Here is an 18025-nt window from a genome sequence, read left to right on the forward strand (position 1 = left end):
CTTCTTATTGAGAAATTGTTGTATTATTTTAGGAGTTGTAATTATGGGTAAATATTTTGGTACAGATGGGGTGCGCGGTGAAGCAAATGTGGAACTAACCCCTGAATTAGCATTTAAATTAGGTCGATGTGGTGGCTATGTTTTAAGTCAGCATGAAACAGGACGTCCAAAAGTTTTAGTAGGACGCGATACACGTATTTCAGGCGAATTATTGGAGCATGCCTTAATTGCTGGTCTGCTTTCTGTGGGCATTGAAGTGTATCGTCTGGGGGTTATTTCTACGCCAGGTGTGGCTTATTTAACACGTACACAAAAGGCAAGTGCAGGGGTGATGATTTCTGCTTCACACAATCCAGCACAAGATAATGGAATTAAATTCTTCGGCAGTGATGGTTTTAAACTGGTTGATGATCAAGAACTTGAGATTGAAGCTTTATTAGATGCTGAAGTGGACGAATTACCACGTCCTTCAGCACAAGGTTTGGGAACAGTTAGTGAAATGCCAGATGGTTTAATTAAGTACGCTGAATTTTTAGCCGAAACGATTCCTGGCGATTTATCTGATATGAAAATCTGTTTAGATGCAGCACATGGCGCCACTACTCCAGTTGTGAATCGCTTATTTAAACAATTAAATGCAGATTTTTATACAATTGGTGCGAATCCAGACGGTTTAAATATTAATGACGGTGTTGGATCGACTCATCCAGAAGCTTTAAGTGAATTCGTTCGTGTCAAAGGTGCGGATGTTGGTTTGGCCTTTGATGGTGATGGTGACCGTATCATTGCTGTAGATGAGCTAGGTAATATTGTTGATGGCGATAAGATTATGTATATCTGTGCAAAATATCTTGCGGCTAATCATCGTTTGAAGAAAGATACGATTGTTACAACTGTGATGAGTAATCTAGGTTTCCATCGTGCCGTTGAAGAAATTGGGTTGAAGGATGTTGTAACTAAAGTTGGTGACCGTTATGTAGTGGAAGAAATGCGCAAAAACGGTTATAACTTTGGTGGTGAACAATCCGGTCATATGATTTTCTTGGATTATAATACAACAGGTGATGGTATTCTTTCTGGTCTACAGTTACTAAATATCATTAAGGAAACTGGTAAAACCTTATCTGAGTTAGCCAGCGAAGTCACGATTTATCCGCAAAAATTGGTTAATGTTCGCGTGACGGATAAAAACCATGTCATGGATCATCCAGTGATTCGCGAAACAATTGAAAAATCGGAAGCTGCATTAGGTGAAACAGGACGTATCTTGGTCCGCCCATCCGGTACCGAGCCGCTATTACGTATCATGGCCGAAGCACCAACCGATGAATTGGTGAATTACCATGTAGATACTATTGTCAAAGTCGTTAAAGAACAAATCGGCTTAGAAGACTAACGAAGCTCATTGCCAATAATCACCCTTTTGGCAATTTAGCTTATATAGATGATTCTCCCCACAAGTTTAGGTCAGTTGTGATTCTAGCTTGTGGGGAGTTTGAAGAAAGCGAGTTGGAAGCGCTTTTTACAGAAAAAGTTACGGACGTTATCAATATTCCACTCAAATCATTCTTTTGACAAATATGAGCGATTGGTATGATTTAATAAATTATAGCCCCATTTGAAAGTTGCTATCAATATTTGGAAACAATTCGAGCAAAGAATTCCAATTCTAAATTTGAAAAAGCAGTGAATTACGCCCTTAATCACCGAGAAGCAGTCTACAGAATCTTCGAAGATGGTGCGCTTGAGTTGACCAATAATCGAGCAGAGCGTGTGGTCAAGTAGATTGTCATGGGAAGAAAGAATTGGTTATTCTACAAGAATGGAAAAGTGGCAAGGGGGAATACAATCTACCAATCATTCATCATGAACGCAGAAGTGAACAATCTAAGACCGCGGGAATATTCTGAATGGTTGCTTACAGAAATAAGAGAGTTGGAAGCACCCACTGAAGAGGATTTTGCTCGCTATCTACCTTGGTTAGAGGGAGCACAAGAGAGATGTAAGGTTGGCTCTATCTGTACCGAAAAATATCAACACTACTTCAAAAAAGAAGCCTGAATGCTATTCAATTTGAGAAAGATTATAGCATATCAGGCTTTTTGGCGTACACCCACCATCCTATCCAACGCTTACTAAAGATGATATCAAGTTAGCAAGCTTAACACCTTGACATAGCGCTAATGTTGACACTATAATTAGTTATATTTAATTAGAAGGTGAGTTGCTTTTGAAAGGACTGTCATTGTTTTTTGGAGTAGGTATTGGAGAAACCTACTTATCACAATTTGGAATAAAAATTGTTGTTGCTAATGAAATTGTCGAGAAACGAGCTAATCTATATAGGAAATTATATCCTAATTGTAATATGATTTGTGAAGATATTACAGACTACAGACGATGTTGTTTTTAATAATGTCATTGTATCTAGTGAAGGTGCAGAGTTCTTGATTGCTTCTCCACTGTGTCAGGTAATGAGTATTGCTAGAAAAAATTAGCATCAGAATATGATGATTATAGATGAGAGAAATTATTAAAAAACTAGAGTTTTTGTTGCAACAGAGCAACTTAGATTTAAATATATAGGAATATTCCTGCACTTTTAAAGTTTAAATTACCGTTTCAAAATAAATTGAGTACTATTATGGATATATTAAAATATAAATTTGATGCAGAGTATAATGATTGAAGGAAAGATAGGGGGATGGTATTCCTTCAGAGATGTTTCCTGAATTTGATGGTATTATAGAAGGTCCACCATGTCAGTCTTGGAGTGAGACAATGTCATTAAAGGCGTTGATGATTCAAGAGGGAAATTATTTTATCAGTACACACATTTTGAAAGATAAAAAACCAAAGTTCTTCCTAACAGAAAATGTTAAGGGAATGATGACGAAAAGGCATAATATTGCTGTTGAAAATATTGTTTCTCAATTTGAGAAAGCTGGTTACGATGCTTTCATTCATTTGTTAATTGCCAGTGATTATATAGTGTGTGTGCCTCAGAATAGAAAAAAAGTTTTCTATGTTGGGTTTAGGAAGAATTTAAACATCGAATTTGAACCATTTAAACCATACGAGTCAAAGGTGACTTTTAAAAATGCGATATTTGATTTAAAAGATTCAGTAATTCCATCATTAGAAAAATAAGACAAATGGTGGAAACTGTAAATTTTTGAATCATGAATACTTTATTGGTGCCTATTCGCCAATATTTATGAGTAGAAATAGAGTTAGACAATGGAGTGAACAGGAATTTACGGTCTAGGTATCTGGTAGACTGTGTCAACTACATCTACAAGTACCAGTTATGCCTAAAGTAGAAAAATAAAAATATATTTGAATCTGGTAAGGAAGCACTATATAGAAGATTAATGGTGAGAGAGTGTGCAAGAATATAGGTGTTTTCGGACAATTTTAAATTTTATTATACGAATTTGAACGATGCATATAAAATAATCGGTAATGTTGTTTCTGTGAACTTAGTGTATGTTATGGCTGGGCCCATTTTAGAAACTTTGAATAACTCTAGTTCAAATTTGAATCTCCTAAAAACAGGCACAGATAATTAGGCGAAGGGAATCTATGAATGAAGAAAGTAATAATCAAAGAAATACATATGAGTTTTCATATTTAACTACATTGTTTGAAGAAATATCAAGAGTTCGTTCGGTAAAGATAGAAAAAAACAGTAGTTTTTATGCTGCAGAACGTGCAAGGAATAATTTAACCTATTATGAAAAAGCTATATACAAGATTAGTGCATTAGCTGGAGTAAATACTATATTTTAACTTGAATCTTTGATTTTAGATGATGGATTAGATAAGCAGGAATTGAAAATCCAATCAGATGACAAGGGCAAAGAAGGCGATGTATATGTTCCTTTATTAGATGCATTTAAATGGGAACTTGAGAGACAAAATTGCTTGTTTGGTAAAGATATTCCTAGATTGATGGTTGAGTATTTGCTTGAGGAATTTGATTTTTATAAAGTAATTGGGATTGATAATAAAAAGATAACTCAAATTCAAAGCTACAATTTGAGAGAAACATTGAATAGACAGGAGAAAAAGCGTAAAAGAAGCGTTGAAGTGTCAATATCAACACTTCAAACAATGATTGTTATCATGGAATATAAACCATATAGTAAGAATACATTTGAACTATACCTTGACGGTGGCTAGCAATCAAGTTTGAAGTTTGATATACAAATTATTGGTATGTCTACAACAATTATATCGATAGATTGTAGATGGAAATAGGAATGTTAGGAGGGTCTGATAGTATTATCAGATGAAATATTATGGAAAATAATGGATTTAAAATTAAATTTGACAAGAATACAATTGATCATTTAGGGATAAAATTATATAGCTCATTCCCTCCTGTTATCGCTGAATTAATCTCAAATTCTTACGATGCAGATGCTGAAAAGGTTGAGATAAAAATTAACTATGATGAAAAGGTAGTAACAGTTAAAGATGATGGAATAGGAATGAACCATGATGAATTAAATCAGAATTTTTTGGTGATTGGTAGGAACAGAAGAAGAGCTGAAGGTACAGGCGTTTCCAAAGTAAAAAAAAGAAAAGTGACAGGAAAGAAAGGTCTAGGTAAATTAGCTGTATTTGGTATTGCAAAGACTATAGAGGTATATTCTATAAAAGATGGCATGAAAAATGCTTTTAGTATTAATTATGATGAAATGAAAGCAGAAAGTGAATCAGAATATAAGCCAAAAGTGATTTGTGAAAATGAAAATACCAATGAAAAATCTGGGACTGTTGTTAAAATCAAAGAGATTAAGCAAAGTACAATAATGGGTATTGAGGATTTAGCATATAGCTTGTCCAGAAGATTTTCATTTTATGATTCTGAGTTTGAGGTTAAACTCATTGATGAAAATTCACAACAAGAGCAACCTATTACAAAATCAATTTATTTTGAGAAGTTAGAAAAAGAATTTGAATGGAAATTTCCAGAAGACTTTATAAATGATATGAATAGCGTAGAAGAATTTAAAAGACTAAAAGATCATGATATTACTGGAAGGGTATATACTAAATCTACTCCTTTAAGGAAAAAGGATAGTGGTTTTTTACTATATGTTAGAAACAAATTGGCTTCAGAAAATGTATTTTTTGATGATAGGGCAAATGATAGATTTAATAGCTATGTAACTGGATTTTTTAATATTGATTTTATAGATGACTCAGATGAAGAGGATTATATATCTACAGCTAGACAGTCAATCCTTTGGGAAGAAAATGAAAGTACAATTCAATTAAAACATGATTTAAATAAGTTGATTTCAAAAATATCATCCTTATGGAGAGAAAATAGGAGAAAGAAAAAAGAAGAACTTATTACTTTAGATGAATCATTTTTTAAGGGATTAACACCAACAGAGATAAGTAGTATCAAGAAAGTTAAAGATACATTATTAACAAATTCTACAGAAACAGATGATATAGAATCAATTAAACGTGTTTTAGACAACTTAAAAAATTTATATAAATTTGAGAGCTTTCAGTCATATATAGAAAACTTGAAAGAAGAGAACTTAACAGTTGATGAAGTTGAAAAAATAACTTCGGATTGGGAATATATAGAGTCTAAAGAGCTCGCAAAAGTTGCAGTTGGTAGAATAAAAGCTATAGAACAATTTGAAAAGTATGTTAATGGAAATGCGAGTGAAACTAAAGTAATTCAACCATTTCTAGAAAAGTTTCCTTGGATTTTAGATCCTAGAATTACAACGTTCGAAAGAGAAAAAACATATAGTAAAATTTTAAAAGATAACTTTTCAGATGAAAAACTAGAGGGAAGTAATCGTAGGATTGATTTTCTTTGTAATTTAGTAAATGGTGAATTAATTATTATTGAATTGAAGAGACCGAATATTAAAATTAAAAATGAAGAAATATATCAAGCATTAGATTATAAAGTTTTTGTTCAAAAACATTATAAGTTGGATAAAGTAACAACATTTTTGATGTCTGACAGATATGATATGGATCCTATAGTTAGAACTACTGCAAATTCATTAGAACAAAGTGGTGAGTTATTTATTAGATCATATTCAGACTTGTTAAGAGATGCAAAAAAGTTTAATCAAGAATTTATAAATAAATACGAAGAAATTAAAGAAGTGTATGATAATTGATTTAATCAAATACGAAAGGAGGTGTGGTCATGCTAAATATAGTAGATGTGTTTTCAGGAGCGGGTGGATTAACCGAAGGATTTAGGTATAAAGACTACTATAATTTTATTTGTCATATAGAAATGGACAAAGATGCTTGCTCTTCTTTAGAATTAAGAAATATATATTACTATTTAAAAGAAGAAAATAATCTATCTCCATATTTTGAATATATTCAAGGTAAAATCTCGAGAGATGATTTGTACTCGATTATACCAAGAAATTTAACTAAAGATATATTGAATAAGGAAATCAGTAAAGAGACCATACCTTCGATTTTTGAATTTATTGACCAAAGATTAGGCAATAATAAGTTAGATGGTATTATTGGCGGACCACCATGTCAGGCATATTCTACAATCGGTAGAGCCAATAACAAGTCGAAAAAATCTACTGATAAAAGAATTTATTTGTATAAACATTACTTAGATTTTCTGGATAAATATAAACCAAAGTTTTTTGTTTTTGAAAATGTTAAAGGGTTGCTTTCTTTTAAGGATCTATCAGGAGAGTTACTCTTGCCAAAAATAATTTGCGAATTTGATAAGTGTGGATATGAGATAGAGTATCAAATAGTAGATGCAAGTAATTATGGTGTAGTACAAAAAAGAGAACGTTTAATACTTGTTGGATATCGAAAAGATTTAGTGTTTGATAACTCATTTTTTGACTGTTTGGCTGAATATGTTGAGACTGCCCCAACTATAAAAGAATTATTTGATGATTTGCCAAGTATAAAGTCTGGAGAAAGTTCTCATAAGTATCGTTGTGATGTTTCGAGTCAGTTTGTTGAAAAATATATTCGTAAGAAAGATGACATTTTAACACAACATACTGCGAGACCTCATAATGAAAATGATTTGAAGATATATAAATTGGTACTAAAAGCTAAGAAAAAAGGTAAGAATTTAAGATATACCGATATACCTGAAGAACTACAAACGCATTCTAATACAACATCTTTCTTAGATAGATATAAAGCCTTGGATTATAATTCTGTTAGCCATACAGTTGTTGCTCATATTGCGAAGGATGGACATTACTATATTCATCCAGATTTAAGACAGAATCGTTCAATTACAGTAAGAGAAGCAGCTAGAATACAAGGATTTCCAGATGATTTTTATTTTGAACATTCACGAACAGCTGCATTTAAACAGATAGGAAATGCTGTTCCACCAATTCTATCTAAAAAAATTGCAATGTCCATTATAGATTTTCTGAGAGGACAAAAAGGAGAATGAATGTAAGCGTCAATAACGAGGTATATTAAAAATCTCCAAAGTAACTCGACTCTGGATATTCTTTTCTTTATTTACAATTTGCTTGTACAGTTTCGGCTCTTTGTCAGTAAGCGTTGGATAACATAGCGGTATTTCCCCCTCCTTTGATTTTAGGTAGTATAAAGCTATCAAATTTGGGCTCTTTGTCAAGTAGTGTTGTTGGCAATTAAGTCGATTAGAGAGAAAGTTATTTTATGAATGCTTTCTCTGTAAGCGCCCAATAACAAGGTGTATATTATCCTTCTAGTTCTCCAGTTATACTGTATTCAAACAGAAGATTGGAGGATTTTTTATGATGAAACAACCAATTGTCCCTTTAGAGATGCCCAAAAATAACAGAAAATACTTCAAGCAACGAACCAAAAACGAGCTATTGCTTCGTTGTAAAGTGGGATCTATTGAGCTCAGCTTTTTCTCATCACTTGATGCCACTCAACGAAATGAAATTTTAGAAAGGGTGTTTGCTTATGGCGCTAAAGTTGAGTGAGCTGGGTCCCATCTACATTGTTTGTGGGAAAACGGATCTACGAAAAGGAATCGATTCACTGGCTTACCTTATTCAATCACAATTTGATTTAGACCCTTTTTCAAAATCCGTCTTTCTTTTTTGTGGTGGAAAAAGTGATCGATTTAAAGCCCTGTACTGGGATGGTGAAGGTTTCTGGTTGCTTTATAAACGTTTTGAAAATGGACAGTTAACTTGGCCAAGAAGTACTACAGAGGTTCAGGCTTTAACGCTAGAACAAGTCGAATGGTTAATGAAAGGATTTTCTATTACACCGAAAATTTTGGAGAGTCAAAGTCGTCATTTCTATTGAAATGTCGGCTTTTTTTCGCGTATAATAAAGAAAAATCTTGAGGAGTTAACGAAGATGTCATCATCAGAAAAAACGATTAAAACACTAACAAAAACAATTGAAACACAGGTAAAAACAATCGAAGCAATGTCCAATGAACTTGCGCTTCTACGCGAACAAGTTGCTTACCTTACCAAAAAACTTTATGGTAAATCCTCTGAAAAGCGTGACTATAACCAGAATCAATTGAGCTTGTTTGATGACATGGAACTTCCTGAAGAAGAAAGCGACTGTCCCAGGTAAAGCAGAAGAAGAAACCATTACTTATCGTCGGAAAAAAGCGAAAGGCAAACGGCAAGCCATTTTTCAGCAATTTAAACCAGAAGTCATCCACCATGAATTGATGGGAGATGCTTGTACCTGTCCAGATTGTCATGAAAAGTTAAAAGAGATTGGTTCGTGTGTGCAACGACAAGAATTAGTCTACGTTCCTGCACAGTTAAAACGAGTGGATCATATTCAGCATGCCTATAAGTGTGTTTCCTGTAGCAAGAAAAATGCGACAGATAAAATTATCAAGGCCCCTATACCCAAGGCGCCCTTGGCGCATAGTCTGGGTTCATCCTCTATTATCGCGCACACCATTCATCAGAAATTCACACTGAAAGTGCCAAACTATCGACAAGAAGAGGATTGGCAGAAAATGGGGCTACCGATTAGCCGTAAAGAGATGGCTAATTGGCATATCAAGTCTAGTCAGTATTATTTCGAACCACTCTATGAATTACTGCGTGAAAAGTTATTAACACAAAGACTTCTTCATGCGGACGAGACAGCATATAGAGTTTTAGAAAATGATACCTCTTTGACCTATTACTGGACATTCCTTTCAGGAAAACAAGCAACACAGCCAATTACACTTTATCATCATGATCAACGCCGAAGCGGATTAGCAGTTCAAGAATTTCTTGGCGAATATGATGGCTATGTTCACTGTGATATGTGGTCAGCGTATCGCCAATTGCCTAGGGCAAAGTTAGTAGGTTGTTGGGCACATGTGCGCCGAAAATTTTTTGAAGCAACGCCTAAACAGGCAGATAAGAAGTCATTGGGGCGCAAGGGATTAGATTATTGTGATCAGATGTTTTCACTAGAAGCATCTTGGGCTGAGCTGCCTTCAGGTGAAAGATTGTGCAAGCGCAAAGATAGCTTAGCGCCATTGATGACAACGTTCTTTGATTGGTGTCGCAATCAATCAGTGCTCCCAGGATCGAAATTAGGCCGTGCGATCACCTATGCCTTGAAATATGAGGAAACATTTAAAACAGTTTTAACAGATGGTTCCTTAGTATTATCCAATAATCTAGCTGAGCGTGCGATCAAAGGATTAGTCATGGGACGTAAGAATTGGCTTTTCTCTCAAAGTTTTGAAGGAGCCAAATCTAGCGCAATCATCCTTTCGCTTTTGGAAACTGCCAAACGAAATGGCTTAGACTCAGAGAAATATCTCACCTATCTTTTGGAGAAGTTACCCAATGAGGAGTCTTTCGCAAAAAAAGCAGTTCTAGAAGCTTATTTGCCATGGTCAGAAACTGTACAAGCAAATTGTAAATAAAGAAAAGAATCTCCAAAGTCGAGTGACTTTGGAGATTTTCAATATACCTCGTTATTGGGCGCTTACGTACGAACAGGTGGCTGGAGGTGTGCAAGGGTGGACTTGTACACTTGCGTAGCCCTTGCACAGCTGATAAAGCCATCTGTTACACTTTGAGTACGATTGAGAGAAGGTTTTAAGCAGTTTTTCGTCTACATTTTCGTTTCTTTGTTTTTTCGTTTGCCAATTTTCTTCGTATAAAGAGATTCTTCTTCGCATATTTCCAAAGTTTCTAAATCCAAAAGAACTCGTTGAAGAACTTTGATTAAATTATTTTTCCCTTCTAGTTTGCCGTTTGGATAAGGTAGTCTTAGGGCATTCTTTATACTGCGTGTGTGTTTGGTTAAATATTATATCGATTTTTTAAACGACTTATCTAAGTTTCTTGGCAAAGCATTTAGTACATCAATCGATACACCCATAATAACGAACGTGTGCCTATTCTCCCGCTTCATGCACTTTACCTTCCAATTCTTACCAGTTATACCAACAAATTTTATCTGGCCCCTTTTCCCAGGCTTGGTTTCGTCTTATAATAATAAATGTAATCTATGTGAAGCGTGGCTAGTTTGCACTAATGGAAAATGTAAACGGTTTAAAAATAAGTGCAGATAGCTTTTGTTACGTATCATAAAGGGGACGGAGTGTATGAGTCAAGCAGGTTTTCCAAAAGATTTTTTATGGGGCGGTGCAATTGCGGCCAACCAGATTGAAGGGGCTTGGAATGAAGGCGGCAAGGGACTGTCGGTAGCGGATGTGGCGATGTATCGGCCGGATTTGGATGTGAAAGATTATCAGGAGCAAGTCAAGATGACTATGGCACGGATTGAAGCGGCGATGGCAGATCCAACTGATACCTATTATCCTAAGCGTCGGGGCTCAGACTTTTATCATCGTTATAAAGAGGATATCGCGTTATTGAAGGAAATGGGGTTTAAGGCCTTGCGTTTATCGATTGCATGGTCGCGACTTTATCCAACAGGTGAAGAGCTCACACCAAATGAGGCGGGAGTAACCTTTTATCAAGAGGTTTTTGATGAGTTAAAGAAAGCTGGGATTGAGTCGATTGTCACACTCTCTCATTATGAAATGCCGCTTGCGTTAAGTGTGAAGTATAATGGCTGGGTGGAACGTAAAGTCATTGATTGCTTCCAACGTTTTTGTCGGAGTTGTTTTGAAGCTTTTCCTGATGTGAAGTATTGGTTGACCTTTAATGAAGTCGATTCGATTATTCGGCATCCATTTACGACTGCGGGTATCGTGGTCGAACGCTGCACACCTGGCAAGGAAAAAGAAGAAATTTATCAAGCTTTGCATCATCAGTTAGTGGCTTCTTCTTTGGTGACGCGTGATTTACATGAAATGCTGCCGAAAGCGAAAATCGGCTGTATGTTAACCAAACTGATGACCTATCCTAGAACTTGTGCGCCAATCGATGTAGAATTGACTTTAAAGAAAAATTTGGATAATTATTTTTATGCCGATGTGCAAGTCTTTGGAAAATATCCGCCATTGATTTTAAAACGCATGGAAAATGAAGGGATTCGGTTGAACTTTGCGCTGGGGGATTTAGAGATTTTGAAAAACTACACCGTTGATTTTGTGACTTTTTCTTACTATATGTCCATGACAGAATCAGGAGACCCAACAGCTGAACGTACGCCGGGAAACACGATTGCTGGGGTGAAAAATCCTTATCTGCCTGCGACGGACTGGGGTTGGCAAATTGATCCAAAGGGTTTGAAGATATCCTTGCTTGAGTTATATGATCGTTATCAATTGCCGCTCATGGTGGTGGAAAATGGCATGGGTGCGAAAGATGTGTTAGAAGAAGATGGTACTATTCATGATAGTTATCGCATTGATTATTTTAAAGCCCACTTTGAGCAAATGAAAGAAGCCATTGATGAAGGTGTGGATTTGATTGGCTATACGAGTTGGGGCTGTATTGATTTGGTTTCAGCAAGTACGTCACAAATGTCTAAACGTTATGGTTTTATCTATGTAGATGCCGATGATGAGGGGCATGGTACTTATGATCGTTATCGTAAAGACTCTTTTTATTGGTACAAAAAGGTGATTGCTACAAATGGTGAACAACTTTAATAAAAAAGACCCACGCCAAAAAGCTATGGGTCTTTTTTGTGAAGGTTAGTCTAATACTTTGCTGATAGTTGGTGGTGAGAAGAAAAAGCTCATCACTGGATTGGTAAAGCGAAATGAAATCCGCGAAACGGTATGGGAAGCCATCTGCAAGGTTTGCTTTTCTTCAACAGTCATTAAACGCTGCAATGTTTCAGGATGATTAAATAATTCAGGGACCAATTGAATATTGATTTGGATAAAGTGAAAACGAATAGCTAGATAAATGCCAATGAGTAAGATGAGATTGATTATCGGGTGTCCATTTGTCATTAGGATAGCTTGTTTATATGGATCAGCTATGGTATTAAAAGGCGAGAGTAAAATCAGTGCCACGAAATTCGTCATATAAACTAATGATACGACACTGTCTTGAGTGGTCATTAAAAACAATTCGTACAAGAGGACAGATGCCAAATATATGATGCTAACTGTCTGGTACCATGAAGTCACAGTGAAGAGATATTCTTGTGGTAGATATTGCTTAGTAATAGCTTCTAGTCCTAATACCAAAATTCCTGCTAACCAAATTTTGGATAAAAAGATGAAGAAAAAATAGCGTTTCAATAGTTTCATTGACATCATCCTTTCAATTTTATGACTTATCTATTTTATCACTAATGACTAAAAAAATCATTGGTAAAATGAATATTTTGTTGAAGTTAATAATATTCTTATATATTTTATTTTATTCTATCGCATTGATAAGGAATAGTTTGTTTTAGAAAACGATAATCATATATATTTTAATTATGAGAAAACATTTCTATTTATACAAGTCGAAATTTTCTGAGTTATTGAGAATTTCATTATTCATTAGATTCAATAAAATACTAATTATTAAAAGATAAAATAGTTTTGTTGATAAATTATTTAATCTATTTATATTATTGATAATAACAATGATTTTTTAGATATAGAATATCGTTATGTATTTTTAAAACCAGCGATGGATTTTTTTTTATTTGTAGGTAGTAAATAGGGATTAAGTAAACAGATATTATTTAAAAAGAAGGGGTTTTCATAACTTGTAAAGTATGTATATAATAATGCTGTCATTTTTATGTGAAAAATATATAAAATAGTTACTTTGCGGATTATTGTTGGCTTTCGTTCTTTTAAAAAGAGCTTATTCATCATTAATAGAAAAATTGAAAAAAAGTTTATGGAATTTTTTGACATTTTTGTAATTGAAATCGTTATTATAGATGAAAGCAAAAATGTTTTGAAATTTCACCAACAGATATGCCGGCTAATCTAGATGGGGGGATGGATGCACAATAAGGAGTGAGGAAATGAATGATAAAAGTTTAGGTAAACCATTTGTAAGTTATGTCATCAGAAAATATGAGGCGCTGGAGCGAAAAGTGCTTTGGAATTTGCATATTTATCCGTCTCATAATAATTATGATGATTACTTTCAGGAGGTTTGCATTACCTTGTGGAAGCTGGCATGTGAATATGATTCTCTAGAGGAGTTTGAGTTGCATTGTCCGTTACCTTATATCTATCAGCGTTTGAAATGGCGGATTTTAGATTGTATCCGACATGAGAATACTTTACACGAAGAAGTATGTGAAGATGAGCAACTGTATGCTTTTATTGAGTCTTTGAGTTTTGAGGATGATTCGGATTTTCATCTTTATTTAGATAAATTTTGTGAAGAACTATCAGATAAACATCAAAAATATTTAAATTGTCTCTTGGCGAAAAATCAAGGTTCGCGCCAAAATCGGTCGTACTATCGCAAAAAATTACGGCCGGTTTTTCAGGAATTTTTCAAAAAGCAAGGATAAACCAACAACAGCCTACTCGATACTGCTCGGGTAGGCTGTTTTTTTACGATACTTTCTCAACTTTTTCGAGGTATTGGCTGCGCTCTTCAAAGAGTTGGTAAAGTTTTTGCTTACCAAGTGTGCCTTGTAGATTTTCGGCTTCTTCGTATAGGGATAGAATCTGATCACAGGTTTGGATACTCAGAATTTGTTCGATTTGGTGTGCTTCTTTGGCATTGACCGGTGCTTGATTCGCCCTTTGTCGTTTTTGATTCCGTAATGTAATCAAGGCTCGTGTGTTTTGCTGAATCTTGGGTGATAAATACGCATGACAACGTTGGATAATTGCTTTTTTGCCACCGCCTTGTCGATGGGCGAGAATGAAGCACTTGATGGTTGTTGAGTGCGGGATGGTAAATTTTTGATACATGTTTCTTTTCCTTTCATATTCCTACCTGAGAAGTATAATACAAGAATATTCGTTCGGTCAAGCTGTAAGATTAAAATGATTTTAGTTGTTACTTTCATAAGAGGAGGCAATTGAAGCATCATGTTTTTTGACAGTTGAGAAAAAATACCGCTGAATTTTCTACCCATAAAAGAATAGATAATGAGTTAAATTTTAATAATTAATATCCTGTTTATGAGAATAAAAGGCGTGCTGATATCTGTACACGTGCTAGTTATCTAACAAATTTACCTTAAAAATTAAAACGATTATGATAACTTAATGAGAATGTAGAAAACGCATAGAATATTATTATATTGAATTTTCTAAATATTTTTAATAACTAGATATTATTCATTTTTGTTGACTTTTAGAAAACATAAAATTATAATTTTCTTAAGTAATCTTAATGATGAAAATGCTTTATCGCGTAATTGAGAATATGAAAGGGGAACGAAGCGATGAACAATAAAATGAAAAAAGTAGTTGTTCCTGCACTTTTGCTTAGCTCAACTGTTTTGTTAGCTGCATGTGGTTCAGGTGACAAAAAATCAAGTAGTGGTGAGAATGGTTCGACTTATAACTATGTGTATACCACAGATATTAATAGTTTAGACTATACTTTCTCTGCTCGTAATACCAACTCAGATCACTTCACCAACTTTGTGGATGGTTTGTTTGAAAATGACCAATACGGGAACTTAAAACCAGCTTTAGCCAAATCTTGGGAAGTGAGTGAAGATGGTTTAACTTACACTTACCATTTACGTAAAGGTGTGAAATGGGTAGACAACGAAGGTAACGACTATGATGAAGTGAGAGCACAAGACTTCGTAACTGCTTTAAAACATGCGGTTGAAGTGAAATCTGAAATGCTTTATGTTGTTCAAGGTAGTATCAAAGGATTGGATGACTACATTAAAGGGAATACCAAAGACTTTGCTTCAGTAGGTGTGAAAGCAGTCGATGATTACACGTTACAATATACCTTAGTGAAACCTGAAACATTTTGGAATTCTAAATTAACTTACGGCATTATGTATCCAATTAATGAAGAATTCTTAAAATCAAAAGGCAAAGATTTCGGTCAACCTAGCGCCGATAGCATCCTTTATAATGGTGCTTATATCCTAGCAAACAACACTGCTAAATCTGTTATTGAATATCGCAAAAATGATAGCTATTGGGATAAAAAACATGTATATATCGATAATGTGAAATTTACTTACTATGATGGTAGTAACCCAGATTCATTATTTAAAGAATTTGACCAAGGCAACTACTCAATGGCTCGTGTTTTCCCTAACTCAGGTGGCTATAAAGATGTGGAAGCAAAATATGGCGATAATGTCTTCTACTCTCAACCAATGGGAACCACTTATAATGTAACCTTTAACTTAGACCGTCAATCATACAATGCGACATCTAAGAAAACGGATCAAGAAAAAGCTGATACGAAAAAAGCTATCTTGAATAAGAATTTCCGTTTAGCGATGGAATTTGCCTTAAATAAAGCTGACTACTTAGCGCAAAATGTTGGTAAATCTGGCTCTGAAAAAGGTATCCGCAATATCTTAACGCCTTCTGAATTCGTGATGGTGGGCGATAAGACATACGGTGAAGTGGTTCAAGAAAAATTACGTGCCTTAGATCCTGAAACTTTTGGCGATGTGAAATTAGCCGATGGTCAAGAAGGTTGGTATAACGTAGATAAAGCTAAAGCATTGTTTGCTAAAGCGAAATCTGAATTAGAAGCGCAAGGGGTGAAATTCCCAATTCATTTAGACTTACCACAAGCAGAAACTTCAGAAATGTTAGTGAACCAAGCAAAATCATTGAAACACTCTGTTGAAAGTGCCTTAGGTAGCGACAATGTGGTAATTGATATTAAATTATTAAATGATGATGCTTATAATGCGGCTACTTATCAAGCAACTACAGCAGCTGCACAAGACTTTGATATTTCGACTGCTTCTGGTTGGGGACCTGACTATCAAGATCCATCAAGTTATCTAGATATTTATGATTCACGTACAGGTGCACAATTGCAAAACTTAGGTCTAGAACCATCTGAAATTGCTAAAGATAATCCATCGGCAGCAGTTGTGAAAGAAATTGGCTTAACAGAATATGATGCCTTATTGGATAAAGCTGATGCCATCACAGCCAATGACCAAATCGAAAAACGTTACGAAGCTTATGCCGACGCTGAAGCATGGTTAGCTGCCAATGCTTTACAAATTCCAGTGCAAGCATTTGGTGCGACGCCTCGTGTATCTAAAGAAGTGCCATTTACTCGTCAATTCAGCTGGGTTGGTCTAGCAAATCAAAAATATAAAAACTTGAAATTACAAGGCGATGCAGTCACAACCAAACAATATGATAAAGCTTTGAAAGATTGGGAAGCGAAAAAAGTTGAAACTGCCAAAGACAATACGAGCAATCAAAAATAATTGATCATGTGCAGTCCACTCATCCTAAATTTAGGGTGGGTGGTTTTTTGCGTATAAAAAAACTTCCAAATTTGTATTGTTTACAAAGGTGGAAGTTCGTTGATTTCTTGATTTTCTAAGAGGCCGGTATAGTATTCGTACCACATTTGCGCCACGTGGTCTTCTGAATAAAATTGGGCCGCTTGTTTGGATTTTTCAATGTAAGGTAGTAACTTTTCGCGATGTTGATAATAGTCGTTGAGCTTGGCATGCATTTCATTCACATCGCGTGTCTCAATATATTTATCTGCAATGACAGCATCATATAGGTCTAATTTGCGCAACATGACCGGCAAATGGCAGTTGAAGCTTTCCAAAATACTCATTGGGAAAAGCTCATTAAAAGAAGGAAGTAAGAACAAATCTGCCAAATTATAATAATCATTAATCTGATCACGATCGACAATGCCAGTGAATTTCAGATTGGCAGGTGGTTCATTGACGATTTTTTTGTACTTGTCATAGCCATCGGTAATCATCCCAAATGAGAAGCCACCGACCCAGATAAATTGAATATGTGGGTTATCGATAGCAAGCTGGATAAAATCATCGACACCTTTACGCTCTTGAATCTGACCAATCCCTAGCACGATAAAATCATTTGCTTGGTAGCCTAACTCTTGGCGGAAACTTTGCTTAGTCTTTTCCTCTTGTGGATAGAAGGTTTGACTAGATACAAAGTTAGGAATATAGGTAATTTTTTCGCGGTCTAAGCCAAAACGCACCAAATCCTCGATGAAGCTAGGATTGACGACAACTAATTGATCCATTCGCTTGTAAAAAGAAGTTACATACCAGTTAACGATTGCTTGGATGGGGCGCAGTAATTTGATACTACCTTTTAATGTTTCTGGTAAAAAATGCACATAGCCCACACGCACGCCACGAGTTTTCCTAAAAAAAGTAGAAAGATAAAAGAGTGGATCGATGGTATGGTAATGTGAAATATCAGAGGCTTGATAATTGTTGATACGAATGATAAATGTATCGCTAAATCTTTTTTCTAGCATATTAATCAACTCGCGGTAAGCACTAGCCACTCCTTGACCTTTGACTTTCTCCGCTGAAGAGAACATATTTATGCGAATCAAACTATTTTCTACCTCTTTTCTGTAATCTTAAATTTACTATACTGATTTTTTATGTGATTTGTCAACTAGACTTTAGACCTAGATGTGATTTGTAAAAAAATTGTTATAAAAAAGATTGGCTGTGCGTGACAACCAAT

At 35.0% G+C, this 18025-nt stretch carries 19 protein-coding genes; 16 read left to right on the forward strand and 3 right to left on the reverse strand.

Features of this window, described 5'->3' with window-relative positions; genetic code table 11:
* Positions 1–43: 43 nt before the first annotated feature.
* The 14 genes from glmM to I567_RS07330 all read left to right on the forward strand — a co-directional run bounded on the left by glmM (position 44) and on the right by I567_RS07330 (position 12046).
* Entirely contained in the window at positions 44–1396 is a 1353-nt protein-coding gene (glmM, locus tag I567_RS07275) for a phosphoglucosamine mutase (protein ID WP_016251586.1), read from the forward strand.
* 242 nt (positions 1397–1638) lie between these two features.
* The gene (locus I567_RS13125; RefSeq protein WP_162138523.1) at positions 1639–1785 is read left to right on the forward strand and encodes an IS66 family transposase; all 147 of its coding nucleotides are present in this window, start codon (positions 1639–1641) and stop codon (positions 1783–1785) included.
* A 6-nt stretch (positions 1786–1791) separates the two neighbouring features.
* On the forward strand, positions 1792–2061 hold the full coding sequence (locus I567_RS07280) for a hypothetical protein (protein ID WP_016251587.1): 270 nt from the start codon (positions 1792–1794) through the stop codon (positions 2059–2061).
* 184 nt (positions 2062–2245) lie between these two features.
* Positions 2246–2413: a DNA cytosine methyltransferase gene (locus I567_RS12440; RefSeq protein ID WP_231940237.1), complete on the forward strand. Its 168-nt coding sequence runs from the start codon at positions 2246–2248 to the stop codon at positions 2411–2413.
* A gap of 368 nt (positions 2414–2781) precedes the next feature.
* Entirely contained in the window at positions 2782–3150 is a 369-nt protein-coding gene (locus I567_RS12920; RefSeq protein ID WP_016251589.1) for a DNA cytosine methyltransferase, read from the forward strand.
* A gap of 435 nt (positions 3151–3585) precedes the next feature.
* Positions 3586–3792: a HaeIII family restriction endonuclease gene (locus I567_RS07290; RefSeq protein ID WP_016251590.1), complete on the forward strand. Its 207-nt coding sequence runs from the start codon at positions 3586–3588 to the stop codon at positions 3790–3792.
* 9 nt (positions 3793–3801) lie between these two features.
* Entirely contained in the window at positions 3802–4185 is a 384-nt protein-coding gene (locus I567_RS07295) for a HaeIII family restriction endonuclease (RefSeq protein WP_016251591.1), read from the forward strand.
* Between the two features lie 119 nt (positions 4186–4304).
* Positions 4305–6167, forward strand: coding sequence for an ATP-binding protein (locus I567_RS07300; RefSeq protein ID WP_016251592.1), 1863 nt, complete (start codon positions 4305–4307; stop codon positions 6165–6167).
* A gap of 29 nt (positions 6168–6196) precedes the next feature.
* Positions 6197–7450: a DNA cytosine methyltransferase gene (locus tag I567_RS07305; RefSeq protein ID WP_016251593.1), complete on the forward strand. Its 1254-nt coding sequence runs from the start codon at positions 6197–6199 to the stop codon at positions 7448–7450.
* A 331-nt stretch (positions 7451–7781) separates the two neighbouring features.
* A complete protein-coding gene (locus I567_RS07310) occupies positions 7782–7976 on the forward strand; it encodes a hypothetical protein (protein ID WP_016251594.1) in 195 nt (64 codons plus the stop codon).
* Positions 7957–8307 carry an IS66 family insertion sequence element accessory protein TnpB gene (gene tnpB, locus I567_RS07315; protein WP_016251595.1) on the forward strand — a complete coding sequence of 117 codons (351 nt, stop codon included), beginning with the start codon at positions 7957–7959 and terminating at the stop codon, positions 8305–8307. The genes I567_RS07310 and tnpB overlap by 20 nt, the downstream gene beginning before the upstream one ends.
* A 54-nt stretch (positions 8308–8361) precedes the next feature.
* The gene (locus tag I567_RS07320; RefSeq protein ID WP_016251596.1) at positions 8362–8589 is read left to right on the forward strand and encodes an IS66 family transposase; all 228 of its coding nucleotides are present in this window, start codon (positions 8362–8364) and stop codon (positions 8587–8589) included.
* Positions 8546–9901 (forward strand): IS66-like element short variant transposase, encoded by a 1356-nt coding sequence (locus tag I567_RS07325; protein WP_016251597.1) that lies wholly within the window; start codon positions 8546–8548, stop codon positions 9899–9901. The genes I567_RS07320 and I567_RS07325 overlap by 44 nt, the downstream gene beginning before the upstream one ends.
* Positions 9902–10588: 687 nt before the next feature.
* Complete coding sequence (locus tag I567_RS07330) at positions 10589–12046, forward strand: glycoside hydrolase family 1 protein (RefSeq protein ID WP_016251598.1); 1458 nt, start codon at positions 10589–10591, stop codon at positions 12044–12046.
* Positions 12047–12091: 45 nt separating this feature from the next.
* Here the strand turns inward: I567_RS07330 and I567_RS07335 are convergent, their stop codons facing one another.
* A complete protein-coding gene (locus I567_RS07335) occupies positions 12092–12658 on the reverse strand; it encodes a hypothetical protein (protein WP_016251599.1) in 567 nt (188 codons plus the stop codon).
* Between the two features lie 719 nt (positions 12659–13377).
* On the opposite strand from I567_RS07335, the gene I567_RS07340 reads away from it, so the two are divergent.
* Complete coding sequence (locus I567_RS07340; protein ID WP_016251600.1) at positions 13378–13878, forward strand: sigma-70 RNA polymerase sigma factor region 4 domain-containing protein; 501 nt, start codon at positions 13378–13380, stop codon at positions 13876–13878.
* Between the two features lie 43 nt (positions 13879–13921).
* On the opposite strand, the gene I567_RS07345 is transcribed toward I567_RS07340, so the two are convergent.
* Positions 13922–14287, reverse strand: coding sequence for a hypothetical protein (locus I567_RS07345; RefSeq protein ID WP_016251601.1), 366 nt, complete (start codon positions 14285–14287; stop codon positions 13922–13924).
* Positions 14288–14766: 479 nt separating this feature from the next.
* On the opposite strand from I567_RS07345, the gene I567_RS07350 reads away from it, so the two are divergent.
* Positions 14767–16758, forward strand: coding sequence for a peptide ABC transporter substrate-binding protein (locus tag I567_RS07350; RefSeq protein WP_016251602.1), 1992 nt, complete (start codon positions 14767–14769; stop codon positions 16756–16758).
* 80 nt (positions 16759–16838) lie between these two features.
* On the opposite strand, the gene I567_RS07355 is transcribed toward I567_RS07350, so the two are convergent.
* Positions 16839–17888: a glycosyltransferase family 4 protein gene (locus tag I567_RS07355; RefSeq protein WP_016251603.1), complete on the reverse strand. Its 1050-nt coding sequence runs from the start codon at positions 17886–17888 to the stop codon at positions 16839–16841.
* Between the last annotated feature and the right edge of the window lie 137 nt (positions 17889–18025).

This window comes from Enterococcus cecorum DSM 20682 = ATCC 43198 (assembly GCF_000407565.1).
GTDB classification, from domain to species: domain Bacteria; phylum Bacillota; class Bacilli; order Lactobacillales; family Enterococcaceae; genus Enterococcus_E; species Enterococcus_E cecorum.

Bases quoted from the DNA above. Each gene is read 5' to 3' on its own strand.
- I567_RS12920 (WP_016251589.1), top strand. From the start codon at position 2,782: ATGTCATTAAAGGCGTTGATGATTCAAGAGGGAAATTATTTTATCAGT.
- I567_RS07345 (WP_016251601.1), bottom strand. From the start codon at position 14,287: ATGTATCAAAAATTTACCATCCCGCACTCAACAACCATCAAGTGCTTC.
- I567_RS07290 (WP_016251590.1), top strand. From the start codon at position 3,586: ATGAATGAAGAAAGTAATAATCAAAGAAATACATATGAGTTTTCATAT.
- I567_RS07300 (WP_016251592.1), top strand. From the start codon at position 4,305: ATGGAAAATAATGGATTTAAAATTAAATTTGACAAGAATACAATTGAT.
- I567_RS07350 (WP_016251602.1), top strand. From the start codon at position 14,767: ATGAACAATAAAATGAAAAAAGTAGTTGTTCCTGCACTTTTGCTTAGC.
- I567_RS07330 (WP_016251598.1), top strand. From the start codon at position 10,589: ATGAGTCAAGCAGGTTTTCCAAAAGATTTTTTATGGGGCGGTGCAATT.
- I567_RS07335 (WP_016251599.1), bottom strand. From the start codon at position 12,658: ATGAAACTATTGAAACGCTATTTTTTCTTCATCTTTTTATCCAAAATT.
- I567_RS07340 (WP_016251600.1), top strand. From the start codon at position 13,378: ATGAATGATAAAAGTTTAGGTAAACCATTTGTAAGTTATGTCATCAGA.
- I567_RS07305 (WP_016251593.1), top strand. From the start codon at position 6,197: ATGCTAAATATAGTAGATGTGTTTTCAGGAGCGGGTGGATTAACCGAA.
- tnpB (WP_016251595.1), top strand. From the start codon at position 7,957: ATGGCGCTAAAGTTGAGTGAGCTGGGTCCCATCTACATTGTTTGTGGG.
- glmM (WP_016251586.1), top strand. From the start codon at position 44: ATGGGTAAATATTTTGGTACAGATGGGGTGCGCGGTGAAGCAAATGTG.
- I567_RS07320 (WP_016251596.1), top strand. From the start codon at position 8,362: ATGTCATCATCAGAAAAAACGATTAAAACACTAACAAAAACAATTGAA.
- I567_RS07325 (WP_016251597.1), top strand. From the start codon at position 8,546: ATGACATGGAACTTCCTGAAGAAGAAAGCGACTGTCCCAGGTAAAGCA.
- I567_RS07310 (WP_016251594.1), top strand. From the start codon at position 7,782: ATGATGAAACAACCAATTGTCCCTTTAGAGATGCCCAAAAATAACAGA.
- I567_RS07280 (WP_016251587.1), top strand. From the start codon at position 1,792: ATGGGAAGAAAGAATTGGTTATTCTACAAGAATGGAAAAGTGGCAAGG.